A 26,886-nucleotide genomic window follows, 5' to 3' on the forward strand; every position below is an offset into this window, starting at 1 on the left:
AGAGCCAATTGTCCTAATGAAAGAGTCAATTATCTTCAAGATAGTACACACTACTTTCATCATTTCATCTTTTTAACAAACTTGGAGAAGCATAAGTACTTTTCATGTACTTAGTATTATCTAGCACCTAAAACTACGCAATGGCTGGTTAGCGATCGCCTTGAGGAGAAAACTTTTTGGTTTACTGAATTGCTTTTAACGAAGTCGAAAATCAGGAAAGCCGACTAAACGCTATCTCTCACTACGTCGGTTTCAAAAATCTCTAGGGCTTGCACCGTCATTGGAAGCGTCCGGTGATAAAAGTAAAATTAATATTAGAGGTGGTTCTGATTTGTGTCGTATCGCTTTCTGGCAGCGAGTTTTTACTCGTATTGAACCCAAGCGCAGCCGTCTTAATAATGAGATTGGTGCAGCGCTCGGTCTTCAACTAGATGCCTTTAAAAGCAGCGGGGTGTCCGGTTCGATTAGTGCTTACAAAGCATCAGCGCAAAGGCTGCAAAGCTACTATTCCGGGAATTGGTCAAAGCGAAGGAGTGAATGAACAAAATTTTGACTGAATGGTTAATGCTCAATTTTCCGCAAATAATATTATGGATGATTCACAACATCTAAACCAGGATGCGATCGCGCTTTTACCAACAGCTGAAGATGTTGCTTTTTATGAGGAACACGGGTGGTATATCTCTCAAAAAGTGCTTGCTGAGGAAATTATTGATGAGGCAATTAAAGGTAGTGAAAGATACTACCGAGGAGAGCGAGATACACTACTTTCTATTAGCAGCGGTTATAGCGATTGGCAACCGAAAGATGGGTACGATGTTATTCGTAATAATGAATTTGTTTCTTTGCAAAACAAGCAATTGCGCTTTTTAGCATTGCAACCTATCATCGGTGCGATCGCTTCACGATTAGCCAAAACTAAGCAAATTCGACTATTAGATGACCAACTAGTTTACAAACCACCTGAAGACAAAAATGGTAAAACAGCCATTGGTTGGCATAGCGATCGCGCTTATTGGTCTACTTGCAGTTCACACAACTTACTCACCGCTTGGATTCCCTTTCATGACTGCGATGAGTTGAATGGATCTTTGGTTGTGTTAGACAAAAGTCATAAATGGTCAGGTATCGAAAATACGCGATTTTTTAATAATCACAATTTAGAAGATATCGAACTGCAATTTTATCAGCAAAAACGAAAAATTATCAAAGTACCAATCGCATTAAAAAAAGGTCAAGTCAGCTTTCATCATTGTTGGACAATTCATGGAAGCTATCCTAACTACAGCAACTCATTTCGTTTAGCAATGGCTGTACATTTGCAAGATGAAAGCAATTGTTATCAACCTTTTTGGAATCATCAAGGAAAAGAAATTCATATCATTGATGAACTATTATGTCGAAAATTGCCCAATGGCGATCCAGATTTCAGCGATCCAGCGATATTTCCTGTTTTATGGTTAGAAGATAATCAAGTTGAAATATTTTAGTAATTACGCACAGACAAAGGCGATTTATGGCGTTTACTATAGCGATCGCATAACTCAGACTTGAAATAGATTCGCATGTACCTTTATATAAAAGCGACTGTCACCTTTATCCTTTGCGTAGTCAAGCTGAGATATTGCGCTAACACATCAGTAATTTTGTTCGTTTTTACTTGAGCGAACAGCTTTGTCCAAATCCCGCAGCAAGTCTTCTTCCGCATCCCGCTCTTGCTTCAGTTCTCGAATCATTTCTTGACTCGAACCAATCAGCAAGCCGGCAACTGCACCGACAATGGCATATTTTTGATCCATGTCTTTATACATTTGACTTGTGTAGGGACAAGGAAGTAAACTAGCAGCAATAAAACCAATTCCTGCACCGACAAATGCGGTAACAAAGCCAGAAAAAGCGATTAGTTTGACGTTCATTTACTTTGCTTCAATGCTTAATACCCTTGTTAGATTATTAGGGTACAATTTCATTGTCTCAGTGTCTTACAAAGTTGCAGCTTAATCTTTACTTCTTGTAATATCAACGTATTGCATTCATTTATTTAGTAGAATCATTAGCTTTATTGTCATCGCCACTTTGCGTTTTAACCGCAGCCGAATTAGCCGGCGCGTTCGTCGTTCGCGTAGCGGACGCACCAGAAGACGTTGCCGTTGGCATCGCTCTTAATTGTCCATCCTGGTCTGCATTTGAGGCAGGCGGTTTGGATGGATTAGCTTTTTTATGCTTCAAGAAGCGTTCTTCCAAAGACTTGATAATCACGTATAGCACTGGAACAAAAAGCAAACTTAAGATCGTTGCCACGAGTAACCCCCCAAACAACGCCGTTCCCAACGACCAGCGCGAGGCAGAACCCGCTCCGGTGGCGATTACGAGAGGGAAAAATCCGAGTAGTGCCGCACTCGAAGTCATGACAATCGGTCGAAACCGTTCTTCGGCTGCGTTCAAGGCTGCCTGTCGAATCGGCATACCTTGTTCAAAGGATTGGTTAGCAAACTCGACGATCAGAATGGCATTTTTCGAGGCAAGTCCGATCAGCATTACCAACGCCACGTTCGCGTAGACATCGTTTACCAAACCGCGCAACGCCAGCGCACTCAACGCACCCAACAACGCTAACGGTACGGTCAACAGAATAATCGCCGGATCGATATAACTTTCATACTGAGCGGCAAGTGTGAGAAACACCATAATGATCCCGAAGCCAAAAATCAGAATGCCCAAGTTACCTGCACTTAATTCTTCGCGGGCAGTTCCAATCCAGTCACTGCCGACACCTGTTATTGCTGCTGCGTTCACCGCTTGCTGCATTGCTTGGATCGCTTGTCCACTGCTGTAGCCCTGTGCTTCTCTGCCTTGGAGATCGATCGCACGAAAGCCGTTGTAGTGAGTAATTACAGATGGACCTGTAGTAGGCGTGAGTGTTGCGACCTCACTCAATCGCACCATTTGGTTGTTTGTCGATCGCACATAAAGCTGACGAATATCATTCGGCGATCGCCGATAGTTGCCGTCTGCCTGAACATAAACGCGATAGCTCTGCTGTCCGAGGATAAAATCGTTGACATACTGCGAACCAATGGCGGTTCCAAGTGTGGTAACAGCATCCTGAAAATTGACGTTGAGTGCTTCGAGGCGATCGCGATCAAAGTCGATTTCAAACTGTGGTGTACTGGCGGTAAACTGCGTAAAAACGCCGCCTTTAAGGGCTGGTTGTTGATTCGCTTGCGCTATAACCGCTTGGGCATTGGCGAAAAAATCATCAATTGTCAGTCGTCCGTTGGTGCGGTCTTCAAGCTGCAACTCAAATCCACCTAACGTACTAAAGCCTTGAATCGGTGGGGGACTGACTGCGGTGATTACGGCTTCGGGAATCGTTTGAAATGCGCCATTAATTCGGGTTAAGATTGCAGACGCACTTTGATCGGATTTGCTGCGATCTTCCCACGGCTTGAGCTGGGCAAAGAACACACCTCGATTTGACCCACTGCCTGCAAAGCCAAATCCCGAAGTTGCAAAAACGTTATTAATCTCTGGTTCTTTTTGGAGAATTTGTTCAACTTTTTCCAGTACTTGATCGGTATAGCCGAGGGCAACTCCATCCGGACCTTGAATAATGCCTAAGAGAATGCCTTGATCTTCACTCGGAACAAATCCGGTCGGAACATGAGTGAACATAAAATAAGTCGCAGCTAAACCGACCACAAACAATCCAATGACAACGTAACGAATACGAATCAGAAAATTGACGATCGCTAAATATCGTTGAATGATCCATGCCAAAATTTGATTAAATTTGTTAAAAAACCAGCCAAGCGGGCCGCGTTTGGGTCGTGGCGGGCGCAGCAAAATCGCAGACATACTCGGACTGAATGAAAGCGCATTAAACGCCGAGATTGCGATCGAAAAGGCAATCACTAAGGCGAACTGCTGATACATTTTCCCAGTCGAACCCGGAAAAAACGCTACTGGAATAAACACCGCCATCAACACCAGCGACGTTGCAAGTACCGCTCCGGTGAGTTCGTCCATTGCCTCGACCGACGCTTGAAACGGTCTGACACCCTGTTCAATTTTACGGGCGACTGCCTCGACGACGATGATCGCATCATCTACGACTAATCCTGTCGCCAAAATTAAACCAAATAAGGTCAAATTGTTTAACGAGAATCGAAACACGTAAGCAAATGCTAATGCGCCAATCAGCGAAACGGGAATAGCAACAATCGGAATAATCGTCGCTCGCCAGTCTTGGAGAAACAGAAAAATCACGAGTACGACCAGCGCGATCGCTTCGACGAGCGTTTTCACCACTTCTTCAAGTGACGCTTGCACAAACCCAACCGTATCGTAAACGATCTGGGCTTTTAATCCGGGCGGAAAGTCTTTCATCAGTTCATTCATTTGTGCCTGAACGTTTTTCGCCACATCCAGTGCATTACTACCTGGTAACTGATAAATTGCGATGCCGATCGCCGGCTTGCCATTATTTCTCGCATTGCTAGCGTAGGTCTGCGATCCGAGTTCGGCACGACCCACATCCCTAAGTTTAATTAAGTCCCCGTTACTTCCTGCTTTGATAACGAGGTTTGCAAACTCCGAAGCATCTTTGAACTGACCATTGACTCGCAGCGGAATTTCATAACTTTGACCCGGAGGTACTGGGGCTTGACCCAACGTTCCTGCTCCGGCGAGAATGTTTTGCGATCGCAGTGCCGTTGCCACATCTGTTACAGTTAATTGCCGACTCGCCAGTGCATTCGGATCGAGCCACAACCGCATCGCATACTGCTTTTCACCAAAAATCGTGATATCGCCAACTCCCGGTGTTCTCAGCAGTTGATCCCGCAAATTGAGGTCAATATAGTTACTAATAAACAGTGCGTCATACTCATTATTTTGTGGATAAAGCGCATATACTAACAAAATACTGGTTGAAGACGTTTGCGCCGTCACACCGAATTGTTGCACGGTCGTCGGCAAGCGAGGTGTGGCACGGGCAATGCGATTCTGCACGTTCACTTGATCGATGTTTTTATCGGTCTGTGACTCGAAATACACTGAAATTTGGCTACTACCTGCTGAACTGTTCGAGGTCATGTACTGCATTCCCTCGACACCGTTAATTTGTCGCTCCAGCGTCGTCGTTACTGCACTTTCAACAGTTTCTACATCCGCCCCAGTATAGGTGGCTGAGACCTGAACGCGAATCGGCGCAATATCTGGCAAGTAATTGAGCGGCAGCAACGGAATACACACGCCCCCCAAAATGAGAATCACTAGAGTACAAACGGTAGTTAATACTGGGCGTTTAATGAAGGTGTTGGCGATCGACATTATGAGGTGTCCTGGATTTAGGATTGCGGTTGAATCGGTGCGCCTTCTCTAAGTTTGAGAATGCCAGAAGTCACGATCGTTTCGCCGGATTTAAGTCCTGAGAGGACTTGATAATTCGAGCCTTGAATGTCACCGAGACGCACTAAACGCTGATGCACAATTTGCTGCGGTTTGCCGTTTACGGTTTTGTTTTCGGTGACAAACACAAAACTTTGTCCAGCAACGCGAGAAATTGCGACGGTGGGAATTAAGATACCCGGTTGTCGATTCCAAATCACGCGAGCTCGAACGTATTGCCCATCACGCAGTCGCCCTTGTGAATTTGCAAAGCGTGCCTTGCTCAAAATTGACTGCTGATCGGAACTGACTGAGGGAGAAATGGAGTTGATCGCGCCCGTCGTGCCAATCAATTTCTGCGTGGTGGGATCGATCAACTCAACGGGCAATCCGATTCGCAGTTGGTTCAATCGATTTGAGGGCACAGAAAGATTGAGATCCAGCGAATCGTTTTGCGTGATTGTGGTAATGGTTTGTCCGGTGTTGACATAATCTCCCACTTTCACTGGAAAAAAACCCACTACGCCAGTGATTGGTGCTACCACTCGTTTGAAATTGAGATTGACTTGCGCGGCAGCCGTACTCGCTTGGGCTTGGCGTACATTTGCCTGTGCTTGCCGAATGGCTGCACCTGATGCAGCAACTTGTTTGTTTGCGGCTTGCAGATCGGCGTTCGCCGTTTGTAAATTATTTCTGGCAATGTCTAACTCTTGTCTGGCTATGGCTCCTTCGCCGACTAACTGTTGGTTACGATTGAATTGTGTCTGTTGAAGCTGAACATTTGCAGCTGCCCTAGTTCGCTGGGCTTCGGCTTGTTGAAGTTGTGCTTGAGCTGTTCCTAATGCCGCTTGCGCTGAACTAGCGGCAGCGATCGAACTGGCTACATTTGCCTGAGTCTGATCCAAACTCAAGGATGCGATCTGTGTACCCTGCTGCACCCGCTGACCGCTAGACACGAGAATCGATTCGATTCGACCCTGAGTTTGCGGTTGTAGCGTGACTTTTTGCTGCGCCTCTAACGATCCGACAAACACAGAACTTTCTATGAGCGTGCTTGCGTCAATTTTCTGAAGTTTCACGGGCAATGCTGGTGGGCTGACAGCCTTTGCTGCTGGATTGTTTTTTTGACAAGCACTTGTAAATCCTGTAAGCATGAGTGCGATCGCCAACACAGGATTCGCAAAAAATTTGCTGAAGTAACTTAATAAATAATGACCCTGTAACATGAAACAAAGTCCTGAATGGGAAACGAAAAGAATAGTTTTTCTTAACTTTTGATAATCATCAACTTCAAATAATTCTTACTAATATTATTCAATTTGATCATAATATTGAGCAACGTCTGTAGAATTTACTTCGCGATTATTTCTAATATAAATACTGCCATTTTGTCATATTTATTTTGCAATTGCTTTAGAGAACATCCGCTTTGTAACTTTAAAACGAATGCTCAATGGTTACATCACTCTCAAGGTACAGCTAGTGTTACATTTAATAGTGACTCTCTTGACAATATTATTTTATGATTCATCACTAATCAGCAGAACAATTTTACCTGTCACAGACCCAGTTTCTAATAATTGATGAGCTTTCACCGCTTTTTCTAAAGGAAAAGTTTGACTAACATGAATTTTCAACTTGCCTTCATCAATCCAAGTGGCACACTGTTCTAAAATGTCTGCGTGATGCTTTTGTGCTTCCACTATGCCTTGCAACATTGGTGTCAACATTAATTCAAAACCAATGCGGAGATTACGCTGTCGGGCAGCTTTCCAAACAGTATTCGCATCAGGTTCTAAAATCGTCACAATATCGCCATATACCCGCACAGCGGGAAAGGTTTTGTGAAAAGTTTCTCCACCCACAGTGTCAAAAGCTAAATCTACACCTTCACCATTTGTCCAATTTAAAGCAGTTTGTACAAAGTCGGTTTGTTTGTAAAAAATTATTTCGTCTGCACCTAATTCTTTGACAAAATTAGCTTTTTCTTGGGAACTCACAGTTGTGCAGACATCAGCACCTTTGAGTTTCGCTAGCTGAATTGCTACATGTCCAACACCACCAGCACCCGCATGAATCAAAACTTTTTCCTTGGGTTGCAGTCGTCCTCGTTCATACAACGCTTCCCAGGCGGTAATTAACACTAAAGGTGCAGCAGCAGCTTCTGCAAAGGATGCGGAGGCGGGTTTACGGACAACAAATTGCTCATCAACAACAGTATATTCCGCATAATTACCTTGATGTGCGCCCAAACCACCATTGCAAAAATATACCTCATCACCTAAGCGAAAACGCTGAACCGCAGCGCCGACAGCTTCAACCACACCTGCACCGTCACATCCTAAAATGGCAGGCATATTATCTGGGTAAAAAGTGCCGCGTTTGCGAAGTTTTGTATCAATCGGGTTTACCCCAGCTGCTACTAAGCGTACCAGAAGTTCCGTTTCTTTCGGGGGGATGGCAAGATTTGCTATAGACTGCATTTGCAGAACTTCGGGATTACCAGGTGCTGTCATTAAGACTGCTTTCACAACTTTTTCCTCCGCAAGCTAGATGCACGCTTATAACGCAACTTTAGCGTAATAGGGAAGAGAGCGATCGCATTAATGTTATAGTAAATGTACATTATTGTGTACACTTATTTATATGTCTAAGTATCTAAGCATTACGGAAGCTAGAAGACAATTGCTAGATTTACCGGATGAGTTGAACGATGAGCCAGTAATAATTACCAAGCATGGTAAGCCAGTTATGGCAGCACTTAGCTTTGAGCAATATGAATCTTTATTGGAAACTCTTTCTATTCTTGGCGATCGCGCTTTTGCCAATCAGCTACAAGAAAGTATAGCCCAAGCAGAACGAGGAGAAACCATCAGCTGGGAGGAAGCAAAAGCCAAGCTTGGAATTTGATACACCGCAACCTGCCAACATAGAGTATGCAATTGAACTGACACCGTTAGCATTGGAGATGTTAGCGGATGTGAAGGATAAGCGTCAACAAAAATCATTGAGCGATCGCATCGATAAACTGAAGACAGACCCAGAAAAACAGGGAAAACCTTTAATTGACAAGCTTAAAGGATATCGCAGTTTACGGGCTGTGGGTCAACGCTACAGAATTATTTACAAAGTAGAAGTTGATAAAGTGGTAGTTTTGGTAGTCGGGGTAGGACTGCGGAAAGAAGGCGATAAACAAGATATTTACGCACTGATAGAGAAATTGTTAGAGGAATAAGCGATCGCTTTTGGTAAGGTTATCTGTATCTCCAAGACTAATACTTTTACTTTGGTGAATTATGCTCCCCTCACCAAGACCTACCGCGATGTGACAAATATTCTTGGCTTTGGAGTATTATATGTTACTTTGTTAAGGTATCTGGCACGTTCACCAAATTAGGAGTCTAAGTAAAATTGCCTAAGAGGAACTTATGACTAAACTCTCTAGAGAACAAATGCTTTACTTGCTTTACACTGTTGCCTACTCAGACAATGGTACGGTAACGCAAGGTACTGTCAAAGAGCATCTATCGAAAGAATTCCAGAAGAATGCAGATAATATTTGCGAGACTCTATGCCAGCAGAATTTATTAGAATCTCCTAGCGGAATGTAAACAACTGTGGGAAAAATATTTGAAACACGCTGCATATAAGTTGTCAGCAGTTTCAACTACAACTGTGCTGGCAGGTCATGCTTTTGACTGCTACGTGGAATTATTACATAACAATAACGTTGTAGCAAGAGCTTTTGGCGAAGCTAAGAACTATGAGCTTTTGAGCGGACACTTGCAGACGTTTGAGGAATGGTTAAACGATGTTAATTTCAAATCATCTACCTCTGATGGACACCCACCCGATCTAGCTTTTACGATCGCTCCTTCATGTCCATCTGTTTTACAACGAAAGCTAGAGATTAAAAATATTCAATTTATTAAGTCTAAAAAAGTAGATCCTAGACAAACATCGACATCGACACCAAATGCTGTCAATATCAATACAGCTGACAAAGCATCACTAATTGCTGCTTTTAAGGGTACACGAGTTAATCAAAAGACTATTGATAAGCTCATAACCTCCAGACAACGTAAAAGCTATATTAATTTAACAAGTTTGGCATCTGACCTCAACTTTACCGCAGCAGTCAGACAAAAACTTCAGGCAAAAATTGATCAAGGTGAGATTTGCTTTAAATAGCAGAGATTACCCTTCATGGTTAATTATAAGGGCAGGATGGCATCCTCACCTCACAAGCGCGATCGCCTTTCCCTAATTCCTGAATATGAAAAAGCCGCGAAATATTGACTTTCGCGGCTTCGGTGTGGTGTGAGGAACTTAACTATCGATCATCATATAGGCAGTTACTAAAACTTTGACGCTCGTAACAGTTTTGGTAACAGAATTTTTGGACTTACGCAAAAACTCTCCCAAACTCTTACTTTTTGGCATCCTTCTCCTATCAAAGACGCTGCGAGTGCGCCGCGTGCCTCTAGGAGAGCGCAGCGTCTCCCTTTGGGAGAAGAGAAGGCGTCCTTGGTGGTTCGTTATTCCGTAAGTCCTAAATTTGTTGAGATTCGCTCAATTTACCTCTAATGGTGTACGAAGACATCTAATGGCGATCGCTAAATTATTGATATCGAACAAAACAACATCGCAAAACTGAATGTCGTCATTACTGGTGCAACAAGTGAACTAAGACGCGAAACCACGCACCAATTAGTCACACGCGGACATCAAGTTACAGGAATAATACAAGATAAGAAAAGTACCAAAAATGAGCTGACAAAAGGTTTTGTTTAACTAAAAACTCTTTAGCTTTCTGCCAACGCTCAGTTGGCGTCGGGGGGTATTTGGGTCAAATGTTGCCTGAAGCGGACGTATTCGCTCTGGGGATTCTCGATAATTAACTTTCAATAAGAGAGCGATCGCACCCAAGATGCTGTGTGCATGGCATGAAAACCGTACCCACAGCACTATTTATATTTGCTAGCCTAGGCATAATGAAAATAATCCTGATGGTGGTGGCATAATTGCTGAATATCTATCGGGTAACAAAACTTTATTAAAAGTAATATAAACAGAATTATGGCAGCTTCTGAATCTAAAGTCACCCGTTTCTATAATCAAGAAGATGTGCAGCAAATTCTTCATTTAGCGATCGCTCGTCAAGCGGACGATAAAGAAAAAGAATTTTCTTACGAGCAATTGTTAGAAATCGCTGCCGAATTAGAAATTCCGCCAGAATCTTTAAAATTAGCAGAACGCGATTGGTTGGACAAACAGGGAGAAATGCAACAGCGCCAAGCTTTTAACATCTATCGCCAAAGAAGATTCAAGAAGCGTTTTGGCAACTATGCAATTGTCAATAGTGTTTTGATATTAGTCGATTTAGTTGGTGGTGGTGGTCTTTCGTGGTCGCTTTACATTTTGCTCTTCTGGGGACTGGGAGTAGCGTTTGATGCTTGCAATACTTATCAAACTAACAGCGAAGAATACGAAATTGCCTTTCAAAAATGGCATCGCAAGCATCAACTCAAGCAAACATTTAACACAGTTTGGAATAAGTTTTTTATCAAAGGGTAAATTTAGTTGGAGAATTGGGTATTGGTGATTACGTACTGGGAGAAGAATTTTCCCAATCCCCAATCGCCATACCTAATCCCTGATTCAGATTTTGACAGCAAAGCTGGTAATGGTTTGTTTTTTCTTGTGCTTTTTCAATTGCCAGCCTATAGTTAAAGCACCAAGCGCCAAAGCACCCAACGCCGATGAAGGTTCAGGAACGGCGGTAGTGTAATAACTACTTACACGAATCGGTCCATCTCGATCGGTGATTTCGGCAGGTATTGCTGGAATTATCCCCTTTGGCTTGCTGGTTAATTATTGCGAGTCTCCCCTTCCTGGCTGCTCCTTCAATTTCCAAAACAGGACTAGCCAAAGATGCCTTTAAATTTTCACTCTTAGGATGAGCAAAACAACGGGTACATGCGTATGCTTGAATATTGTTTTGTATATAAACGAAAGTTTGAAGAACCTCTCCCCAACCCCTCTCCGTATCGGAGAGGGGTATAGAATTTAATTGTAGTACTAACGCGAAGAATTGGATTATTGTCGGTTGGGCTTTTTCACCAAGAAGTTACAGCTTGAGCGATCGCATCACGAGCTTGAGTAAAAGACTGTTCGCGGACGTCATCACCCGCACTCAGGTTTTCTACATGAATTAAGGAAATGTCCGTAATCCCTATAAACCCAAAAATCGCTTTCAAATAAGGTTCTTGAAAATCGTATGCTGCGGTGGGAGTTCCTTGTGTAAAACTACCACCACGAGCTGTAACAATCAGCATCTTCTTTCCGGAAACTAAGCCCTGAAAAGCACCTTCTTGGCTGACAAGGAAAGTACGACCGATACGAACGATTTGGTCAATATAAGCTTTCAGGGTAGATGGTATATTAAAGTTATACATCGGCACGCCGAAAACATAGCGGTCAGCCGCGAGAAATTCATCTACTAATTCATCAGAAATTTTAATCGCTTGATTGAGTTCGGGTGAACGTGTTTGCGGTGGTGAAAAAGCCGCAGCAATCCACGATTCGTCTACATGGGGGACGGGATTGTGTCCTAAATCGCGGTAAGTGACTGTATCATCAGGATGAGCGGTTTTCCAAGATGTGATGAACTCATAAGAAAACTTGCGAGAAAAAGAGCGATCGCCACGAGGACTAGAATCTATATGCAGGATATGTGCCATTAATTAATTTCCTCAAAAATTTGAAGGCATTTTTGCCCTTTGCAACCATGCTGCCGATCAATTTTGGTTTTCACCTCCACATACACGGCGAGCATCCGTATAGACTTTAAACCATGTAAAGCTAATATAAACAGTAGGCACTTAAAAGTAAGATACTTACCTAAAAGTAACTATGAAAGCTGAAGCAGAAAACTATAGCAGGCTGACTTGTGAAGTAGAAACTACGCTAAAAGTGATTGGTGGACGCTGGAAGGTGTTAATTATTAGAGAATTAATGCCTGGAGTTAAACGCTTCGGTGAATTGCAAAGAGCTTTATCGGGAATTACTCAAAAAATGCTGACTCAGCAACTTAGAGAAATGGAGGAAGATGGTATTATTCATCGAGAAATTTACCCCCAAATTCCTCCAAAGGTAGAATATTCACTCACACCTTTAGGAGAAAGTCTCCAACCGATTCTTTATGCAATGCATGAGTGGGCAGTGCAGCATTATTTGGGTCAAAATGCAAGTCAAATTAAGAGCGAGCGATCGCACTCCTAACTTTTGTACAGACGTTCGGTGTGGAACGTCTCTAGCTAACTTTTATTAAAGAATTTATTCATTAGTTTGTAAATATTCAATCGCTGCCTCTAACTTTGAAGAATAACCTTCAGCAAATCTTTCAAACCAAAGTCCTTCTGCTGAAAATGGATCTAACTTTTTCAGCCAATCTTCGGCTTGATTTTTCAAAGCCTGCAATTGTTGTGCTTTGAGTTTTTCTTGTTTAATTCGCTCTTGTTCTAATTCTTGCTGTCTTCTTAACTCTTGGGCTGCATCTTTTTCGACAAAATCAGCTTTAACTTCCGCCAAAAGACTATCTATTAAAGATGTCGATTTTGGTGGTGGTTGGATGAATGTTTTTGTTTGTGGTGGCTGTTGGGGTTTTGCTGGTTCATCATATTCAGCTTTCAGTTCAGCCAATAGCTTATCAATAGAATCCATCTTTCAAATCCTGTAAAACGGATATTTAGTCATTAATAGCATTGAGTAGGACTTCTGATAAACTCATATCTTCCATATCTTCCATTGTGATTGTGTCACAAATGTCAAACTTGGCTCCAGCGCTTTGGAGTTCATCATCCAAGACTTTGAGAAAGCGGGTTGCTTGAGCATCTGTACCAACTTGAATGAAAGAAATAGCTAGTTCTTCATCGCGATCTATTTGCCTTGAAGCTTCGATAATCACCTTCATTACCGCTTTCCGGTCGTCCGGTTCACCATCAGTAATAACTAAAATTGTCTCACCATTCAACTTAGTTTGACCAGAAGATTTTCGCTGAAAGTAGTTATCTAGCGCATGTTTTAAAACACCAGCCAAGTCAGTTGTGCCAGAGGGATCGTTTTCAGTGAAAATTTGAGTTACCTTGCTTGCGGTGACATTTTCGTAACGCTTAAATCTGCCAGAAAATACATAAAGAGTGATACCATCTGGATCGAATTGTTCGCATTTACTCGCCAAAGCAAAAGTAGATTCTTGTGCAGTTGCCCATCTGGTTTTGCTACCCTTTTGATCTGGGGTAGCCATACTGCCGCTTTTGTCGATAATTAAGGTGTAATCGCGATTATCTAGCATTTGTAAATTCTCCTAAGTCAATGGTAATTGGGCATTGGGCATTGGGCAATGGGCATTGGGCAATGACTTTGGGCTTCTTAATCAGTAATTGCGTTCATTAATATATCTGCAAGGCTCATATCTTCCATATCATCTAAGGTGATGGTGTCGCAAATATCGAATTTGGCACCGACACTTTGCAACTGGTCGTCTAAAGCTTTCAAGAATTTAGTTGCTTGGGCATCTGACCCAACTTGAATCATCGAAATTGCTAATTCTTCATCGCGTTCCATTTGCCTGGTAGCGTTGATGATGACCTCAAATACTGCTTTGCGATCGTCTGGTTCACCATCAGTAACAACTAAAATTGTCTCACCATTAGGCTTAGTTTTGCCGGTAGCTTTGCGCTGAAAGTAATTATCAAGTGCGTTTTGAAGTACACCTGCTAAATTTGTTGTACCAGCGGGATCGTTTTCTAAAAATATCTGCGCGACTTTGGCAGATGTGACATCATCGTAACGTTTAAATCTGCCAGAAAATACATAAACAGTAAGTCCATCGGGGTCAAATTGTTCGCATTTTCTTGCCAAAGCGAGAGTAGATTCTTGAGCTATTTCCCATCTACTTCTACCACCGGCTTGGTCTGGGGTGGACATACTACCGCTTTTGTCAAGGATTAATGTGTAATCGCGATCGCTCATCATATATTCCTTTAATTATTACCTGTTGGTTCTAGTCTAACTGTTGCGTAATTATCACGGCAGCTGTTGAGAATGCTTTGTAATAATCATTTAAGTAGCCCTAAATCAACTGCATACACAAATAACGCATGAAAAAGTTACTCCTCCTACACGTTTGCAATCAATTTGTATTTTTAACAACTAATACATAGGGGTTTTCAATTAGATGCAACAATGCCCAGCGCCGATGACGCATCCTTAATTGTTACCATAAGTGTCATTGGCGCGACAGGCGAAGAGATAAAACCGCATTTTTCGTAGAATTGCTTTGCTTCTTCGTTTAATGCGTGTACAAGAATCGCCCTGATTCCGGCAATTGTCGCTGCTTGCAATGTGCGAAGTACGGCATCACGCACTAAAGCACGCCCAATTCCTTGAGATTGCCAGTTACAATCTACAGCAAGCCGCCCAATTACCATCACAGGAATCGGATCTGGCATATTGCGTCGGACTCGGCTTGGCGCACTAGTGTTGACTACACTACCGTTAGCGAGACAATAGTAGGCAATAACTTTTTGCCCTACAGTGACAACATACGTTCGCGAAGCACCGCTATCTTCATTTTTGAGGGCACGTTTTCTTAACCAATCATCTAATTCAAGATTACCTGAATCAAAATCTTTCAGATCGTGCTCTAATTTTATGGGTTGAGGAGGCTGCATCTACCACTCTCAATCCCACGGTGCTTTAGTAAACAGCAATTTCCGCAGATTCTCATTTGCAGATGGTGGTGCATCAAGAAGATCCATAAATTGCTGGAATTCATCATCATCAAGTATAAACAGCCGACGATCTAGCAAAATCGCTTCAGCTTCTCGGCAAGCTGTTTCTAGCATAAAATCAGAGCGGTTCTTACCAACAGCTTCTGCTGCACGATCTATTAAATCGCGTTGCGCTTGGTGTACCCGGATGTTGATGGTTACATCACGGTTTCGATTCACCGATTCACCTGATTGCTTTTGCATCAATTTCCGCTTGTGTCCATACAATGAGTATACATATCTGTATACACAAGGTCAACACACATTTGTTGATAAAATCTATGTCGTGGGCACTTAAAGGCTAATTAATCAAACAAAATAGAATTTGTTAATGTCGCAGTTAATCTTGACTAATCGCACTAGAGCTTGTCATTACCAACATATTTCAAAACCCTCGAATAATGCCGCTATTAGCCTGAGAATTTATTCTAAGGCTAATAGGCGTTGCGTAGGGTGCGTTATGGACGCAAGTCAATCGCGCACCGAACATCATTGACGGTGCCGTACTTTCGGCGCGATAACGCACCCTACCAAAATCAAAATGGACTAAAAGGCGATCGCACTATCCAAAGCTTCCTAACTCATCCCTAATACACTACCAAGCGATCGCGCCATATTTTTTGGTTGCATTGCGTCCAATGCTGCGGTAGGTTCATAACCGCAGTGAACCATGCAATCTGCACATTTAGGATTTCCACTCTTGTGACCGTATTCACTCCAATCTGTTTTTTCTAGCAATTCTTTAAAGGTGCTGTAATAACCTTCATTTAGCAGATAACAGGGTTTTTGCCAACCGAGGACGCTGTAACTAGGACTACCCCAAGGTGTACATTCATAATCTTTCTCACCTGTCAAGAAATCGAGAAAAAGCGGGTTGTGATTGAAGTCCCATTTTTTGTCACCTGCTTTGAAGGGTGCGAGAATTTCGCGGAAAAGAGCGCGTGTTTGTTCGCGTCCTAAAAAATGCTCTTGATCTGGTGCCCATTCGTAGCTGTAACCTGGAGAAATCGTCATTCCGTCAATATTCAACGTACCCAGAAAGTCAAAAAACTCTTGCGTTTGTTTGGGATCGACACCTTCAAAGATAGTCGTGTTAGTCGCAACCCGAAATCCTTTGGCTTTCGCAGCTTTAATCGCTTTGACAGCAGTATCAAAAACACCTTTGCGATCGACACAGCGATCGTGCCATTCTCGCAATCCATCTAAATGTACAGTGAAGGTTAAATAAGGAGAAGGTTGAAATTTATCCAGGCTTTTTTCTAACAACAAGCCATTAGTACATAAATAAATATACTTTTTGCGCTCAATTAATCCCTTGACAATTTCACCAATTTGCGGATGTAATAGCGGTTCTCCCCCAGGAATCGAGACAACCGGCGCCCCGCATTCTTCCACTGCTTTGAAACATTGTTCGGGGGTGAGGTTTTGCTTGAGTATATCTGTGGGATGTTGGATTTTACCGCAACCCGAACAAGCTAAGTTGCAACGAAATAACGGTTCTAACATTAAGACTAAAGGAAAGCGTTTGCGTCCTAAAAGACGCTGGGTTACGAGATACTTCCCGATATCCATTGCTTGTTGTAAGTTAATTGTCATTTCTCGTATCACTCCTCTATTGTTAGGGACTAGGGACTGGGGACTAGGGACTGGGGGGAGGGGAGAGGGGGAGAGGGGGAGAGGGGGAGAGGGGGGGAAAGAATTATTCTCATTATCCCCTTGTCCCCTTGTCCCCTTGTCTCCCTGTCCCCCTTGTCCCCTTGTCCCCTTGTCTCCCCAGTCCCTAATTTACGTATCCCTGAGAGACAAACCAGTTTACAGCATCTTTGAGGGCGGTATTCAAAGATGATTGAGGTAAGTTTAATTCTCGTACTGCTTTTGATGCATTGTAGTACATGCGTTGCTTTGCCATGCGGACACCATCTAAGGGAACGGAAGGCTGTTTACCTAAAGGTGCGAGAATTTTTTCATCAACCCAAGCGACACTTAAAGGTAGCCAAGCTGGTACAGTACGTTGAGGTGCGCTTAAACCTGTAATTTGCGCTAGTTCGTCAAGTAGTTCTTTTAAGGTCAGGTTTTGATGTCCTAAAATGTAGCGATCGCCTGATTTCCCTTTTTGCAATGCGAGTAAATGTCCCCTAGCTACATCACGCACATCAATAAAATTTAAACCTGTATTTAAATATGCCGGCATTTGACGCCGTAAAAACCGCAGAATAATATCTCCTGTTGGCGTTGGTTTGATATCCAATGGTCCAATCGGACTGCTAGGATTAACTATAACCACCTCCTGACCTCTACTAGCTGCTTGCATTGCTTCTTGTTCAGCTAGAAACTTAGACTTCTTATAGTCTCCAACAAGTTCCTCAACAGGACTTTGATAAGTTTCATCAACGACTCGATCGAATTTACCCGCACCGATCGCAGCCACCGAACTAGTATAAACAGTACGTTCAATACCTGCTTTTTTTGCTGCTGCTAAAACATTGCGCGTCCCTAATACATTATTGCGATATAATGCATCTCTATCTTTTTGCCAAAGCGAATAATGAGCAGCAACATGAAAAAGATACTGACAACCTTGCATTTGCTGCCATAAATTCAAGTCGTTTAAATCACCTTTGACAACTTCTACATCGAGTCCTTGAAGATTTCCCAAGTTACTGTTCGGACGCACCAGCGCTTTCACAGAGTATCCCTCTTCTAACAGCAACCGCAGCAAATTAGCACCGACAAAACCCGTCCCACCTGTAACAAAAACACTCATTTATTTCTCCCCCTCTCCCTCTCTCCCTCTCCCCCCCTCTTCTTCAAGCGGGGAAACAAATCATCCATTAGAGTGTAAAGCACCGGCACAACAATCAAACTTAATACAGTAGAACTAATTATCCCCCCAGCGATCGCAACAGCCATTGGCGATCGCAATTCCGAACCTGCACCTAATCCTAAAGCGATCGGTACCATCCCTAAAATTGTCGCCGCAGTGGTCATCATTATTGGTCGCAAGCGCACGGGTCCAGCTTTGAGAATCGCCGGTGTGCGGTTTAAGCCGGTGTCGCGCAATTGGTTAATATAATCTACAATCAAAATGGCATTTTTATTGCTGATTCCCAGCAAAAAGACAAAGCCGATTAGCGAAATCATTCCAAAATCGCTTTTAGTTATCAGTAACGCCAATAAAGCACCGACAATCGCTAACGGCAAAGAAACGCCAATTACTAACGGATCTACCCAGCTTCTAAATAGCCAAATCAATACTGCGATAATGCACAAAGCAGACATTGCCAAAGTTGTGCCGAAACTGCTAATAACTGTGTTTACGCTGGCAGAATCTCCTCCCAAATCTAAGGTAACACCTGGAGGAATTACCGTTTTGGCGATCGCTACTAATTTATCGGTAGCATCACCCAAAGACAATTCTTTACCCAGATTCGCACTGATATAAGTTACCCGTTGATTATTCAAACGCTCAATTTGAAAGATTGTATCTGGGGGATTTGTTTCACCTGTTACCGTCACATCCGCAAATCCCGGTATTTTCACTATTTTATCTTTAATCGCTTTTGCGGCTGTATTCAAAGCTTGCAAGTCATTACCTTGTAATGCTACTTGTAGCGGTTTTTGACCACCACTATCGACAAACGGTATATCTTCCACACTGGTAGTCACACCAGCAAGATTTGGCAAAGAAGTACGAAACTGCTCTTGCAATTCTAAAGTAGCGATCGCCCGCTTATCTTTTAGTTTGACATAAAGTGTACCTTTATTCGGCTCACCTTCGCGAGAACCGACGGTAGTAAATACAGTTTGTACTGCTGGGGATTTTCTGACTACTTCTTCTAGTTTCTTGGCAACTTCGAGAGAATCATTTAAAGGATTGGAAATACGCGATCGCGAATCAAAAACTGGAGATTGTTCTTCACCTAACAAGCTTCCTAACAGCTCGTTTCCTTGCTTTTCTAATTCTGATACATTTGGCAAAGGAGCGGTATAAACAATATTAAACTCACCGCGATCTAATTTGGGAATAAATCCTTTGGGAATCAGGGGAATTAACGCGATCCCTGCAATCAAGCTGAGTACAGCTAAACCCATAACAATCCGGCGATGGTTTAAAGACCAGCCAAGTAAATCGCGGTACAATTGGTTAAAACTTGCGCCGATGTTGCTAGTTTGCCGAGGAGGACGTGAAGATGTCCGTTTTAGCCAGTAAAGAGCCAAAACTGGGGATAAAGTACGCGCTACTAGCAAAGAAGTCAGCATTGCTGCGGAAACAGTAATCCCAAAAGGTTTGAAAAATTGACCGATTGTGCCACCCATCAAACCTATTGGCAGAAAAACTGCTACCGCTGTAAAAGTGGCAGCGGTGACAGTCAAACCAATTTCATTTGTCGCTAAAAGTGCAGCTTGACGGGGACTTTCACCATCTTGGATGTGTCGCATGATGTTTTCTACATCAACGATCGCATCATCAACTATACTACCAATCACCAAAGCTAAAGCTAACAGCGTAATCGTCTCTAAATTGAAGCCAAACAAAGCCATGACAATAAACGTTCCCAACATAGAAACGGGAATCGCTAATGCAGAAATGAAGGTAGCTTGCCAGTTCCATAAAAAAGGAAATATGACAACTACCGCGAGAGCGATCGCTTCAATTAACGCATCTATTGTAGATTGAGTGGCGTTGCGGATATACTCTGCTTGGGTGGCTGCTAAGGTAAGTTTGACATCTTTGAGAGTTGATTGCAGTTTTTGGACTTCTTTTTCTACAAGACTGACAACTTCTAAAGTGTTGGCATCACCGCGTTTGATGACTTGAAATGCTAAAGCATCCTTACCATTAAACCTAACTAATGTTGCTCCCCCTGTAGGTATAGAAGCTTCTGGAGTAATATCGACAGGTGCGCCTAATAAAGAGACTTTTAGGACTCCTGGGAGATTAGCGATCGCCGGCACAATCTGCTCTTTAGTTAGTTTACTTAAATCCGTTAAATTGCGATCGTCACTTTCAACAGCATAACTAATCGCTGCCGACTCATTCAAATTTAAAGGAATAACTTTATAACTTGCTTGCTCAGTCAAACTTACCTGCTTCAATCTAGTTTCGACTTCGTTCGTCGATTTTTCCAAATTCGTACCAACATCAAAAGACAAACTCACCACACTTTGACCGGGATATGACGAAGAGCGAATATCATCAAGTCCGGGAAGTTCACGCAAACCCATTTCCACAGGTACAGTTAACTTTGCTTCCGTATCCAAAGCCGTAGTTAGCGGTGCAGAAGCATTCACTACAACCACCGGAAAGGTAACATCAGGAAACAAAGCATATTTGAGAGAACTGAAAGCCAATAATCCAGCTACCGTCACCGCAATCCAAAACGAGAGCGTCAACCACGAATATTGAATCGCTAACTTAGAAATATTAAAGCGCTCTCGTGCGGATTTCGAGTTTTGAGGTATCATCTGGGAAAATCGTCATACGGGCGAATTATTAGTGATCGTACATTAATCATCTCAGGAATGCGAATCCTTTCTTACAATAGTAAGCACGAAGGGTGCTTTCTTACACGGTCTTTTTGGGAACACTACTAGAACCATTTAAGTTCTTTAGAGCGCTGAAGCGCTCACTACTTAAACTACTGAGTGATGTTTTTTAGCTTTAGATTTGATGTGAAAATTCGAGATTTGCAAATCATCCCATTGCTCGATTGTTGGTTTATGGAGCCAATGATTTAGTTTTTCGCTATCGACATAATTTTTTAAACCAGGGTCTACCCAAATATGCAGTTTATCAAGACATCCTACATAAATTGCAGCAGCTTCTATATATTCCCATTGTCGAATAAAGCACTCTGCCCACGATTGTTTGGTCATTACAGATTCAGCAAAATCTAGTCCGGCTGCCACCATTCTTTTACCATTACTGCCACGGGCATTAATAGGTTCCCAAAATATAACTTCTGGATTGATGTGCATAATTTTCTCTAAATGTTTTTTAAAATCATCTCCTTGCATAGTTGGTGGAGTGGGAGCGATCGCAACGTACAATCTACAATTTTTAGCAGCACCCTGTAACAATGCTTTGTAACGCACGCTTGGTGGTGGGGCAGCCGGCTCAATCTTGCGGCTTAATTCATCATCTAAGTATGGCAAACTCATACCCACGGTCACATCTTTGTGGTTGAGAATGTCTAAATCTTCCACCCATAATGGACTGCGAGTCAAAATTCTAACTCGTTTGTTATATTTCAATAAAATTTCAACTACACTCCGGGTAATACTTGCAGTTTGTTTATTTTGATAAGGGTCAGTACCCGAACAAAGTAACACTACACCTTTACCTTCTTTGGTAATTCGCCACGCTTTTTTACGATTTAAAATTTTTTCTAATTGCTCTGGTATTTCTTCACGTATAAACAAGTATCTTCCCCAATCCATTTGAGGGTCGCTTACCCCTTTTTCTTTTAACTCCGATTGTTTAACGCGAATTGCTGGTGTTGAAGGTACATAACAAAAAGTGCAGCCGTGCAAACAACCTGATGCAACGTTGATCACGTAGTCACATAGTCCCTTTTTATTAAGCTCACTTTTTTGAAGTGGATTAACTACTTTTTCAGTTCCTTTAACAACTACCATATAATACTCTCACTTCGATATCCTAACAATTAAACTAACAAAAATAATAGCATTTGAAAAATTTACTAAACATTTAATGACTTGATCGTTTAATGTTTAAATTATATCATTTCTTTGTAGATACTACAATTGCTTTTGTGTATAATTTATGAAGCGCGAATGTAGTGAATAAAATTTAACAAGTACAACTATGGCAAAACAAATATTTGGGGGTGATTGGACTGAAGAAAAGCTCAATCGAGTTGGCAAATATTTACCAGCTTACGTACATGTACTGAAAGATAAAGGACTTAAGTATGCTTATATAGATGCTTTTGCAGGTACTGGATACAGAGAATTAAAGGATACAGAATCAAAAGTACAAGAAAGCCAATTACTATTATTTCCCGAACTTGCAGAACAAGAAACACAAAAATTTCTAGATGGTTCGGCACGAATTGCTCTTCAAACTAAACCAAGATTTCACCAATATATTTTTATTGAAAAAGACCGAAATAAAGCATTAGAGCTAAAAAAGCTCAAGACTGAGTTCCCAGAGCTAAATAAAGACATTATTATAGTTAATAGCGATGCTAATTTATATTTAATTAATTTATGTAATCAAGGTATAGATTACTGGAAAACACGCCGTGCCGTACTATTTTTAGACCCCTTTGGAATGCAAATACCTTGGTCAACAATTGAAGCAATTGCTCAAACTCAAGCAATTGATCTTTGGTATTTGTTTCCATTGGGAATTGCGGTTAATAGATTATTAACCAGAGATGGAAATATTCAAGAATCCTGGCAGAAGAAGCTTGATAAAATATTTGGGACAACTGATTGGAGAAATATTTTTTACGCACCTGTAGAACCGCAAAATAAGCAACTAAGTTTGTTTGAGATTGAGAACTATTCACAGAAAGATAAAACAGAAAAGATAGCCAATTTTGAATCAATCAGTCGGTATTTTGTCGAACGATTAAAGACAGTATTTGCAGGAGTTGCAGATAACCCACTTGTATTGCGTAATTCCTGTAATAACCCTTTATATTTGCTGTGTTTTGCATCTGCAAATCCCAAAGTATCAAAGACAGCAATTAAAATTGCACAACACATATTAAAATCATGAGTGCAAGATTATGGTAATGGTTGGGATGAGTATGAGTAGTGATTGAGTGCTGAAGCGCTGACTACGAAAATTTATGTTTGAATCAACAATGCCGATAATTGTGGTTCCTCAGGGAGCGGAGTATAAGGCTGTGTGTCGCGGTTTAACCGCGAAACAAAATGTAATACCGATTCCTGTAGGTGGTCAAGCTGCAATCAGATATTTGCAAACTTGTCAAGATAAATTGTGGAATCCCCAGGTGAAAGTTCTGGTGATGGGTTTATGTGGTAGCTTGCGCGATCGCTTCAAAGTAGGGGATATTGTGTTATATGAAGAATGTGTATATCAAACGAAAGTGCAGCAGTGCGATCGCTTCACAGCAGAACTTTACGCGCATCTTCAAGATAAGGTTTCTTTGGTGAAGGGGATGAGTTGCGATCGCGTAATTTGTTCTGCTAAAGAAAAGCTGCATTTAAGCGAAATATCCGGTGCTGATGTTGTTGACATGGAAGGTTTTGCAGCTTTAGAGTTTTTTCAGCAAGCAGGTGTAGAAGTGGCAATGCTGCGAGTAGTCAGCGATGACTCTGAACATGATATACCTGATTTAACATCAGCAATCAATTCTGATGGTTCGCTTCAACCTTTGCCTTTAGCTATAAGCATGATTCGTCAACCTATTGCTGCAACTCGCTTAATTAGAGGTTCCCTGCAAGGATTGAAAGTATTGGAAGAAGTTACAGCATTTCTCTTTGCTAAACAAAATGTATAAATATCCGCGTGTATCCGCTACAGGGTGCGGTATTTCTTCGTAGGGGCACGGCATTGCCGTGCCCCTACCGATCTGCCGCATTCTTTTTTTAAATTGGTATTACAGCATTTCTTTTTGCTAGATAAAAATTATGGCATACACCTTGTTACTAGGCTCTGCCTGGTAACACGGGTTTGGAGGCTCTGCCTCGTTTAACCTTGGACGCAGAGTCTCCAAAAAGGCATTCCCACGCAAAGCATGGGAACGAGGAATGAGTCTTTGAACCTCATTAAAGAGTCTTTGAACCTCATTAAAGAGTATCAGAACCTCATTAAAGAGTCTTTGAACCTCATTAAAGAGTCTTTGAACCTCATTAATGAGTCTTTGAACTCCATTAATGAGTCTTTGAACTCCATTAAAGAGTATCAGAACCTCATTAAAGAGTATCAGAACCTCATTAAAGAGTATCAGAACCTCATTAAAGAGTCTTTGAGGGAGATTCATCAGTCTTTAAGGGAGATTCATCAGTCTTTGAGGGAGATTCATCAGTCTTTAAGGGAGATTCATCAGTCTTTGAGACAGATTCATCAGTCTTTGAGACAGATTCATCAGTCTTTGAGAGAGATTCATCAGTCTTTGAGACAGATTCATCAGTCTTTGAGGGAGATTCATCAGTCTTTGAGGGAGATTCATCAGCATTAAGTAGGGCGCCCTGCGGCGTTAAGCCTAACGCACCGCCATAGAATAAATATGGTGCGTTAACGAAGTGTAACGCACCCTACTTCTAAATAATCTGTTTCACAACAGCTAGAAAGCGTTCCATATCAGCAGCGGTAATCGCTCCCATTGTCGAGACTCGAAAGATAGATTTTGCTAAATCCCCTTGTCCAGAATAAATCACATAGTTTTGCGCTTTCAATTTATCGTGGAACTCGTCATAACTAAAGCCCTCTGGCAGATAATAAGCATTTAGCACGACGGATGAATTTTCTGGAGGAAGTAACGGTTGAATTCCCATTTCTTCCAACCCGTTTCTAACCAACTTGGCGAGTTTGGTATAATGTGCATGTCTTGCACGCCAACCTCCTGCTTCATCCATTTCTTGCAAAGCTTCGGCTAAAGCGTAAAATGTTTGTACTGATTGAGTGAAAGGAGTACCCCCGCGATCCTGCTGCTGACAATAAGTTACCAAATCTAAATATAAAGTGCGCTTAGTTGTGTCTGCTGTCAGTGCATCCCGTCGCACGATGACAAAAGCGGTTCCGGGAACACCATGCAGACATTTATTTGCTGTGGCAGCACAACCAGTGATTCCCCAATCGGCAAAGTTGATTTCTTCAGCCCCGAAACTGCTAACCGCATCTACCAAAAGTTGGATGTTGCGTTGGTGACAAATTGCTGCAAGTTCAGCCAAATTATTCAAGCGACCGGTTGTCGTTTCGTGATGGACGACAGCGAGGTGGGTTACGTCGTCATTTTCATTCAAAAGTGCTAGCAAAGCTTTGATATCTATTTCACCACCCCAAGGATGCTGGAGTCTGGTGTAATTAATTCTGTAGATTTTGGCAATTTTGGCGATTCGTTCGCCATAAACGCCGTTTTCAATCACCAGTAACTTGCCGTTTTCTGGTACTAAACTTGTTACCATCGCTTCCATCGCTGCTGTACCGGAACCGGTAAGCAAAACTGCGGCAAAGCGATCGCTTCCCAACCGATAAACTTGCAGTAATTGTTCGCGGATTCTGCTTTGAAGTTGGGAAAATTCCACTTCACGGTGACACAAATCAGGACGTAACAGCGCATTTCTGACGCGATCGCTAAGATTAACCGGACCCGGATTGAGTAAAATCATTACTGGGGAGTGGGGAGTGGGGGAGTGGGGGAGTGGGGGAGTAGGGGAGTAGGGAGTGGGGGAGTGGGGAGTGGGGAGTACGTCTATTTAGAATTAATATGACTTATAAAGCGTTGTAAAACAGCTTCGGGAGATAAATTAGGTCTGGGTAAGTCTTTGAGGGTTCCCGAACGAATTTTCAAATGTGCGAATTTTGGTCTAGTGTTGCTATCTGCGGCAAATAAAGCATCTAAAAGCTTCATGTCGTCTCCTGCGAATGCGATACCATAACCGCACGCTTCGGCAATTTTAGCGAAAGAGACATTAGCAGAAACGGTGGCTTGTGCGCCGGTAGAATCGTGTGCTTCATTATCTAAAAGGATATGAATTAAGTTAGAATTGCCATAAGCGCCGATGGTAGCAAAATTACCCATCCGCATCAGTGCTGCACCATCGCCATCAATTACCACTACCTTTAAATCGGGACGTGCTAAGGAAAGTCCCAAACCGAGTGATGAAGCACATCCCATCGAACCAACCATATAAAGATGATTCTCTCTGTCGCTATTTGCAAAGAGTTCCCGTCCGGTGAATCCGGTAGTCGCAATTACTACAGTATTTTTTTCCTCAGTAAGTTCCACAATGCGAGTTAGCGCTTGATAGCGAGAGACACGTTGTTGATTGTCTGCAAAAAAGCTTTTGATAATGCGATCGCTATCTCCCCGATGAAGAATAGAAGAACGAGTCAACGCATGAGGTGCGACTGTTCCCTTACGCATAATTAAAGCGTAAGGTCGGCGTTGTTGTTGCATGTAAGTTGTAGCGCGTTGCAGCACAAATTCTATTTCCGCTGCTGCGGTGGGGAAGAATTCCCAAGGGACAGAGATTGTTTCTAACAATTTATCTGTAATTTGCCCCATGAGTTCATGTTGTGGTTCATCATGTAATAGGCGATCGCCTCGCAGCGTGCAAATTAGCAACAGTGGAATCCGAAAAATATAAGCTAAAGAAGTCAGCGGATTAATTGCATTACCCAAACCGGAATTTTGCATCATAACTACAGCAGGTTTCCCAGCAATTGCTGCACCCGCTGCTGTCGCTAAAGCATCACCCTCATTAGCTGAAGAAATATAAGTAAGTTTCTCGTCGTTGATAACGTAATTAATAAAAGGAGTCAGAAAAGAACAAGGTACACCAGCGTACCATTCAAAGCCAATATTGCGGGCAGCTTCGACAAATTCCTCAGCTTGAATCATCATTAAAAAGTTAAAGGTTAGGGGGAGCGGGGGAGCGGGGGAGCGGGGGAGCGGGGGGAGCGTCTCTACAACTCCTAACTCTTAACTCCTGACTT

At 42.3% G+C, this 26,886-nt stretch carries 27 protein-coding genes; 10 read left to right on the forward strand and 17 right to left on the reverse strand.

The window, feature by feature from the left end:
- Nucleotides 1-280 precede the first annotated feature (280 nt).
- Nucleotides 281-541, forward strand: coding sequence for a hypothetical protein (locus tag AABK37_RS20905; RefSeq protein ID WP_432553455.1), 261 nt, complete (start codon nucleotides 281-283; stop codon nucleotides 539-541).
- A 16-nt stretch (nucleotides 542-557) separates the two neighbouring features.
- Complete coding sequence (locus tag AABK37_RS20910) at nucleotides 558-1,490, forward strand: phytanoyl-CoA dioxygenase family protein (RefSeq protein WP_432553456.1); 933 nt, start codon at nucleotides 558-560, stop codon at nucleotides 1,488-1,490.
- A gap of 147 nt (nucleotides 1,491-1,637) precedes the next feature.
- On the opposite strand, the gene AABK37_RS20915 is transcribed toward AABK37_RS20910, so the two are convergent.
- The 4 genes from AABK37_RS20915 to AABK37_RS20930 all read right to left on the reverse strand — a co-directional run bounded on the left by AABK37_RS20915 (nucleotide 1,638) and on the right by AABK37_RS20930 (nucleotide 7,922).
- On the reverse strand, nucleotides 1,638-1,916 hold the full coding sequence (locus AABK37_RS20915; protein WP_432553457.1) for a hypothetical protein: 279 nt from the start codon (nucleotides 1,914-1,916) through the stop codon (nucleotides 1,638-1,640).
- A gap of 121 nt (nucleotides 1,917-2,037) precedes the next feature.
- Complete coding sequence (locus AABK37_RS20920; RefSeq protein WP_432553458.1) at nucleotides 2,038-5,334, reverse strand: efflux RND transporter permease subunit; 3,297 nt, start codon at nucleotides 5,332-5,334, stop codon at nucleotides 2,038-2,040.
- A 17-nt stretch (nucleotides 5,335-5,351) separates the two neighbouring features.
- Entirely contained in the window at nucleotides 5,352-6,617 is a 1,266-nt protein-coding gene (locus tag AABK37_RS20925) for an efflux RND transporter periplasmic adaptor subunit (RefSeq protein WP_432553459.1), read from the reverse strand.
- Nucleotides 6,618-6,911: 294 nt separating this feature from the next.
- On the reverse strand, nucleotides 6,912-7,922 hold the full coding sequence (locus AABK37_RS20930; protein ID WP_432553460.1) for a zinc-dependent alcohol dehydrogenase family protein: 1,011 nt from the start codon (nucleotides 7,920-7,922) through the stop codon (nucleotides 6,912-6,914).
- A 115-nt stretch (nucleotides 7,923-8,037) separates the two neighbouring features.
- Here AABK37_RS20930 and AABK37_RS20935 point away from each other — a divergent pair, with 115 nt between their 5' ends.
- From AABK37_RS20935 to AABK37_RS20955, 5 genes are all read left to right on the forward strand, one after another.
- The gene (locus AABK37_RS20935) at nucleotides 8,038-8,301 is read left to right on the forward strand and encodes a type II toxin-antitoxin system Phd/YefM family antitoxin (protein WP_432553461.1); all 264 of its coding nucleotides are present in this window, start codon (nucleotides 8,038-8,040) and stop codon (nucleotides 8,299-8,301) included.
- Nucleotides 8,291-8,626, forward strand: coding sequence for a type II toxin-antitoxin system RelE family toxin (locus AABK37_RS20940; protein WP_432553462.1), 336 nt, complete (start codon nucleotides 8,291-8,293; stop codon nucleotides 8,624-8,626). Before AABK37_RS20935 ends, AABK37_RS20940 begins: the two co-directional genes overlap by 11 nt.
- A gap of 193 nt (nucleotides 8,627-8,819) precedes the next feature.
- Nucleotides 8,820-9,002, forward strand: coding sequence for a hypothetical protein (locus AABK37_RS20945; protein WP_432553463.1), 183 nt, complete (start codon nucleotides 8,820-8,822; stop codon nucleotides 9,000-9,002).
- Between the two features lie 19 nt (nucleotides 9,003-9,021).
- Nucleotides 9,022-9,582 carry a hypothetical protein gene (locus AABK37_RS20950; protein ID WP_432553464.1) on the forward strand — a complete coding sequence of 187 codons (561 nt, stop codon included), beginning with the start codon at nucleotides 9,022-9,024 and terminating at the stop codon, nucleotides 9,580-9,582.
- An 888-nt stretch (nucleotides 9,583-10,470) separates the two neighbouring features.
- Nucleotides 10,471-10,968: a 2TM domain-containing protein gene (locus AABK37_RS20955; RefSeq protein ID WP_432553465.1), complete on the forward strand. Its 498-nt coding sequence runs from the start codon at nucleotides 10,471-10,473 to the stop codon at nucleotides 10,966-10,968.
- Between the two features lie 84 nt (nucleotides 10,969-11,052).
- Here the strand turns inward: AABK37_RS20955 and AABK37_RS20960 are convergent, their stop codons facing one another.
- Both AABK37_RS20960 and AABK37_RS20965 read right to left on the reverse strand, forming a co-directional pair.
- On the reverse strand, nucleotides 11,053-11,244 hold the full coding sequence (locus AABK37_RS20960) for a PEP-CTERM sorting domain-containing protein (RefSeq protein ID WP_432553490.1): 192 nt from the start codon (nucleotides 11,242-11,244) through the stop codon (nucleotides 11,053-11,055).
- Between the two features lie 266 nt (nucleotides 11,245-11,510).
- Nucleotides 11,511-12,134 carry an FMN-dependent NADH-azoreductase gene (locus AABK37_RS20965; protein WP_432553466.1) on the reverse strand — a complete coding sequence of 208 codons (624 nt, stop codon included), beginning with the start codon at nucleotides 12,132-12,134 and terminating at the stop codon, nucleotides 11,511-11,513.
- Between the two features lie 172 nt (nucleotides 12,135-12,306).
- Here AABK37_RS20965 and AABK37_RS20970 point away from each other — a divergent pair, with 172 nt between their 5' ends.
- Entirely contained in the window at nucleotides 12,307-12,675 is a 369-nt protein-coding gene (locus tag AABK37_RS20970; RefSeq protein WP_432553467.1) for a winged helix-turn-helix transcriptional regulator, read from the forward strand.
- Nucleotides 12,676-12,729: 54 nt separating this feature from the next.
- Here the strand turns inward: AABK37_RS20970 and AABK37_RS20975 are convergent, their stop codons facing one another.
- The 9 genes from AABK37_RS20975 to AABK37_RS21015 all read right to left on the reverse strand — a co-directional run bounded on the left by AABK37_RS20975 (nucleotide 12,730) and on the right by AABK37_RS21015 (nucleotide 21,866).
- Nucleotides 12,730-13,116: a salt stress protein, Slr1339 family gene (locus AABK37_RS20975; RefSeq protein WP_432553468.1), complete on the reverse strand. Its 387-nt coding sequence runs from the start codon at nucleotides 13,114-13,116 to the stop codon at nucleotides 12,730-12,732.
- Between the two features lie 25 nt (nucleotides 13,117-13,141).
- Complete coding sequence (locus AABK37_RS20980) at nucleotides 13,142-13,747, reverse strand: vWA domain-containing protein (RefSeq protein WP_432553469.1); 606 nt, start codon at nucleotides 13,745-13,747, stop codon at nucleotides 13,142-13,144.
- 77 nt (nucleotides 13,748-13,824) lie between these two features.
- Nucleotides 13,825-14,430 carry a vWA domain-containing protein gene (locus AABK37_RS20985; protein ID WP_432553470.1) on the reverse strand — a complete coding sequence of 202 codons (606 nt, stop codon included), beginning with the start codon at nucleotides 14,428-14,430 and terminating at the stop codon, nucleotides 13,825-13,827.
- A 194-nt stretch (nucleotides 14,431-14,624) separates the two neighbouring features.
- Nucleotides 14,625-15,128: a GNAT family N-acetyltransferase gene (locus AABK37_RS20990; protein WP_432553471.1), complete on the reverse strand. Its 504-nt coding sequence runs from the start codon at nucleotides 15,126-15,128 to the stop codon at nucleotides 14,625-14,627.
- 9 nt (nucleotides 15,129-15,137) lie between these two features.
- Nucleotides 15,138-15,431: a DUF1778 domain-containing protein gene (locus AABK37_RS20995; RefSeq protein WP_432553472.1), complete on the reverse strand. Its 294-nt coding sequence runs from the start codon at nucleotides 15,429-15,431 to the stop codon at nucleotides 15,138-15,140.
- A gap of 372 nt (nucleotides 15,432-15,803) precedes the next feature.
- Nucleotides 15,804-16,823: an adenosyl-hopene transferase HpnH gene (gene hpnH / locus AABK37_RS21000; RefSeq protein WP_432553473.1), complete on the reverse strand. Its 1,020-nt coding sequence runs from the start codon at nucleotides 16,821-16,823 to the stop codon at nucleotides 15,804-15,806.
- Between the two features lie 184 nt (nucleotides 16,824-17,007).
- Complete coding sequence (gene hpnA / locus AABK37_RS21005; protein ID WP_432553474.1) at nucleotides 17,008-17,991, reverse strand: hopanoid-associated sugar epimerase; 984 nt, start codon at nucleotides 17,989-17,991, stop codon at nucleotides 17,008-17,010.
- A complete protein-coding gene (locus AABK37_RS21010; protein WP_432553475.1) occupies nucleotides 17,988-20,693 on the reverse strand; it encodes an efflux RND transporter permease subunit in 2,706 nt (901 codons plus the stop codon). Before AABK37_RS21010 ends, hpnA begins: the two co-directional genes overlap by 4 nt.
- Before the next feature lie 168 nt (nucleotides 20,694-20,861).
- The gene (locus AABK37_RS21015) at nucleotides 20,862-21,866 is read right to left on the reverse strand and encodes an SPL family radical SAM protein (RefSeq protein ID WP_432553476.1); all 1,005 of its coding nucleotides are present in this window, start codon (nucleotides 21,864-21,866) and stop codon (nucleotides 20,862-20,864) included.
- Nucleotides 21,867-22,056: 190 nt separating this feature from the next.
- Between AABK37_RS21015 and AABK37_RS21020 the strand changes: the two genes are divergently transcribed.
- Nucleotides 22,057-22,977 carry a three-Cys-motif partner protein TcmP gene (locus AABK37_RS21020; RefSeq protein WP_432553477.1) on the forward strand — a complete coding sequence of 307 codons (921 nt, stop codon included), beginning with the start codon at nucleotides 22,057-22,059 and terminating at the stop codon, nucleotides 22,975-22,977.
- 73 nt (nucleotides 22,978-23,050) lie between these two features.
- Complete coding sequence (locus AABK37_RS21025; RefSeq protein WP_432553478.1) at nucleotides 23,051-23,725, forward strand: phosphorylase; 675 nt, start codon at nucleotides 23,051-23,053, stop codon at nucleotides 23,723-23,725.
- A gap of 763 nt (nucleotides 23,726-24,488) precedes the next feature.
- On the opposite strand, the gene AABK37_RS21030 is transcribed toward AABK37_RS21025, so the two are convergent.
- The gene (locus tag AABK37_RS21030) at nucleotides 24,489-25,556 is read right to left on the reverse strand and encodes a 2-aminoethylphosphonate aminotransferase (protein ID WP_432553479.1); all 1,068 of its coding nucleotides are present in this window, start codon (nucleotides 25,554-25,556) and stop codon (nucleotides 24,489-24,491) included.
- Between the two features lie 83 nt (nucleotides 25,557-25,639).
- Nucleotides 25,640-26,794 (reverse strand): phosphonopyruvate decarboxylase, encoded by a 1,155-nt coding sequence (gene aepY, locus AABK37_RS21035; protein WP_432553480.1) that lies wholly within the window; start codon nucleotides 26,792-26,794, stop codon nucleotides 25,640-25,642.
- Between the last annotated feature and the right edge of the window lie 92 nt (nucleotides 26,795-26,886).

Origin of the sequence: Tolypothrix sp. VBCCA 56010, from assembly GCF_050875635.1 — a bacterium.
GTDB lineage: Bacteria > Cyanobacteriota > Cyanobacteriia > Cyanobacteriales > Nostocaceae > Hassallia.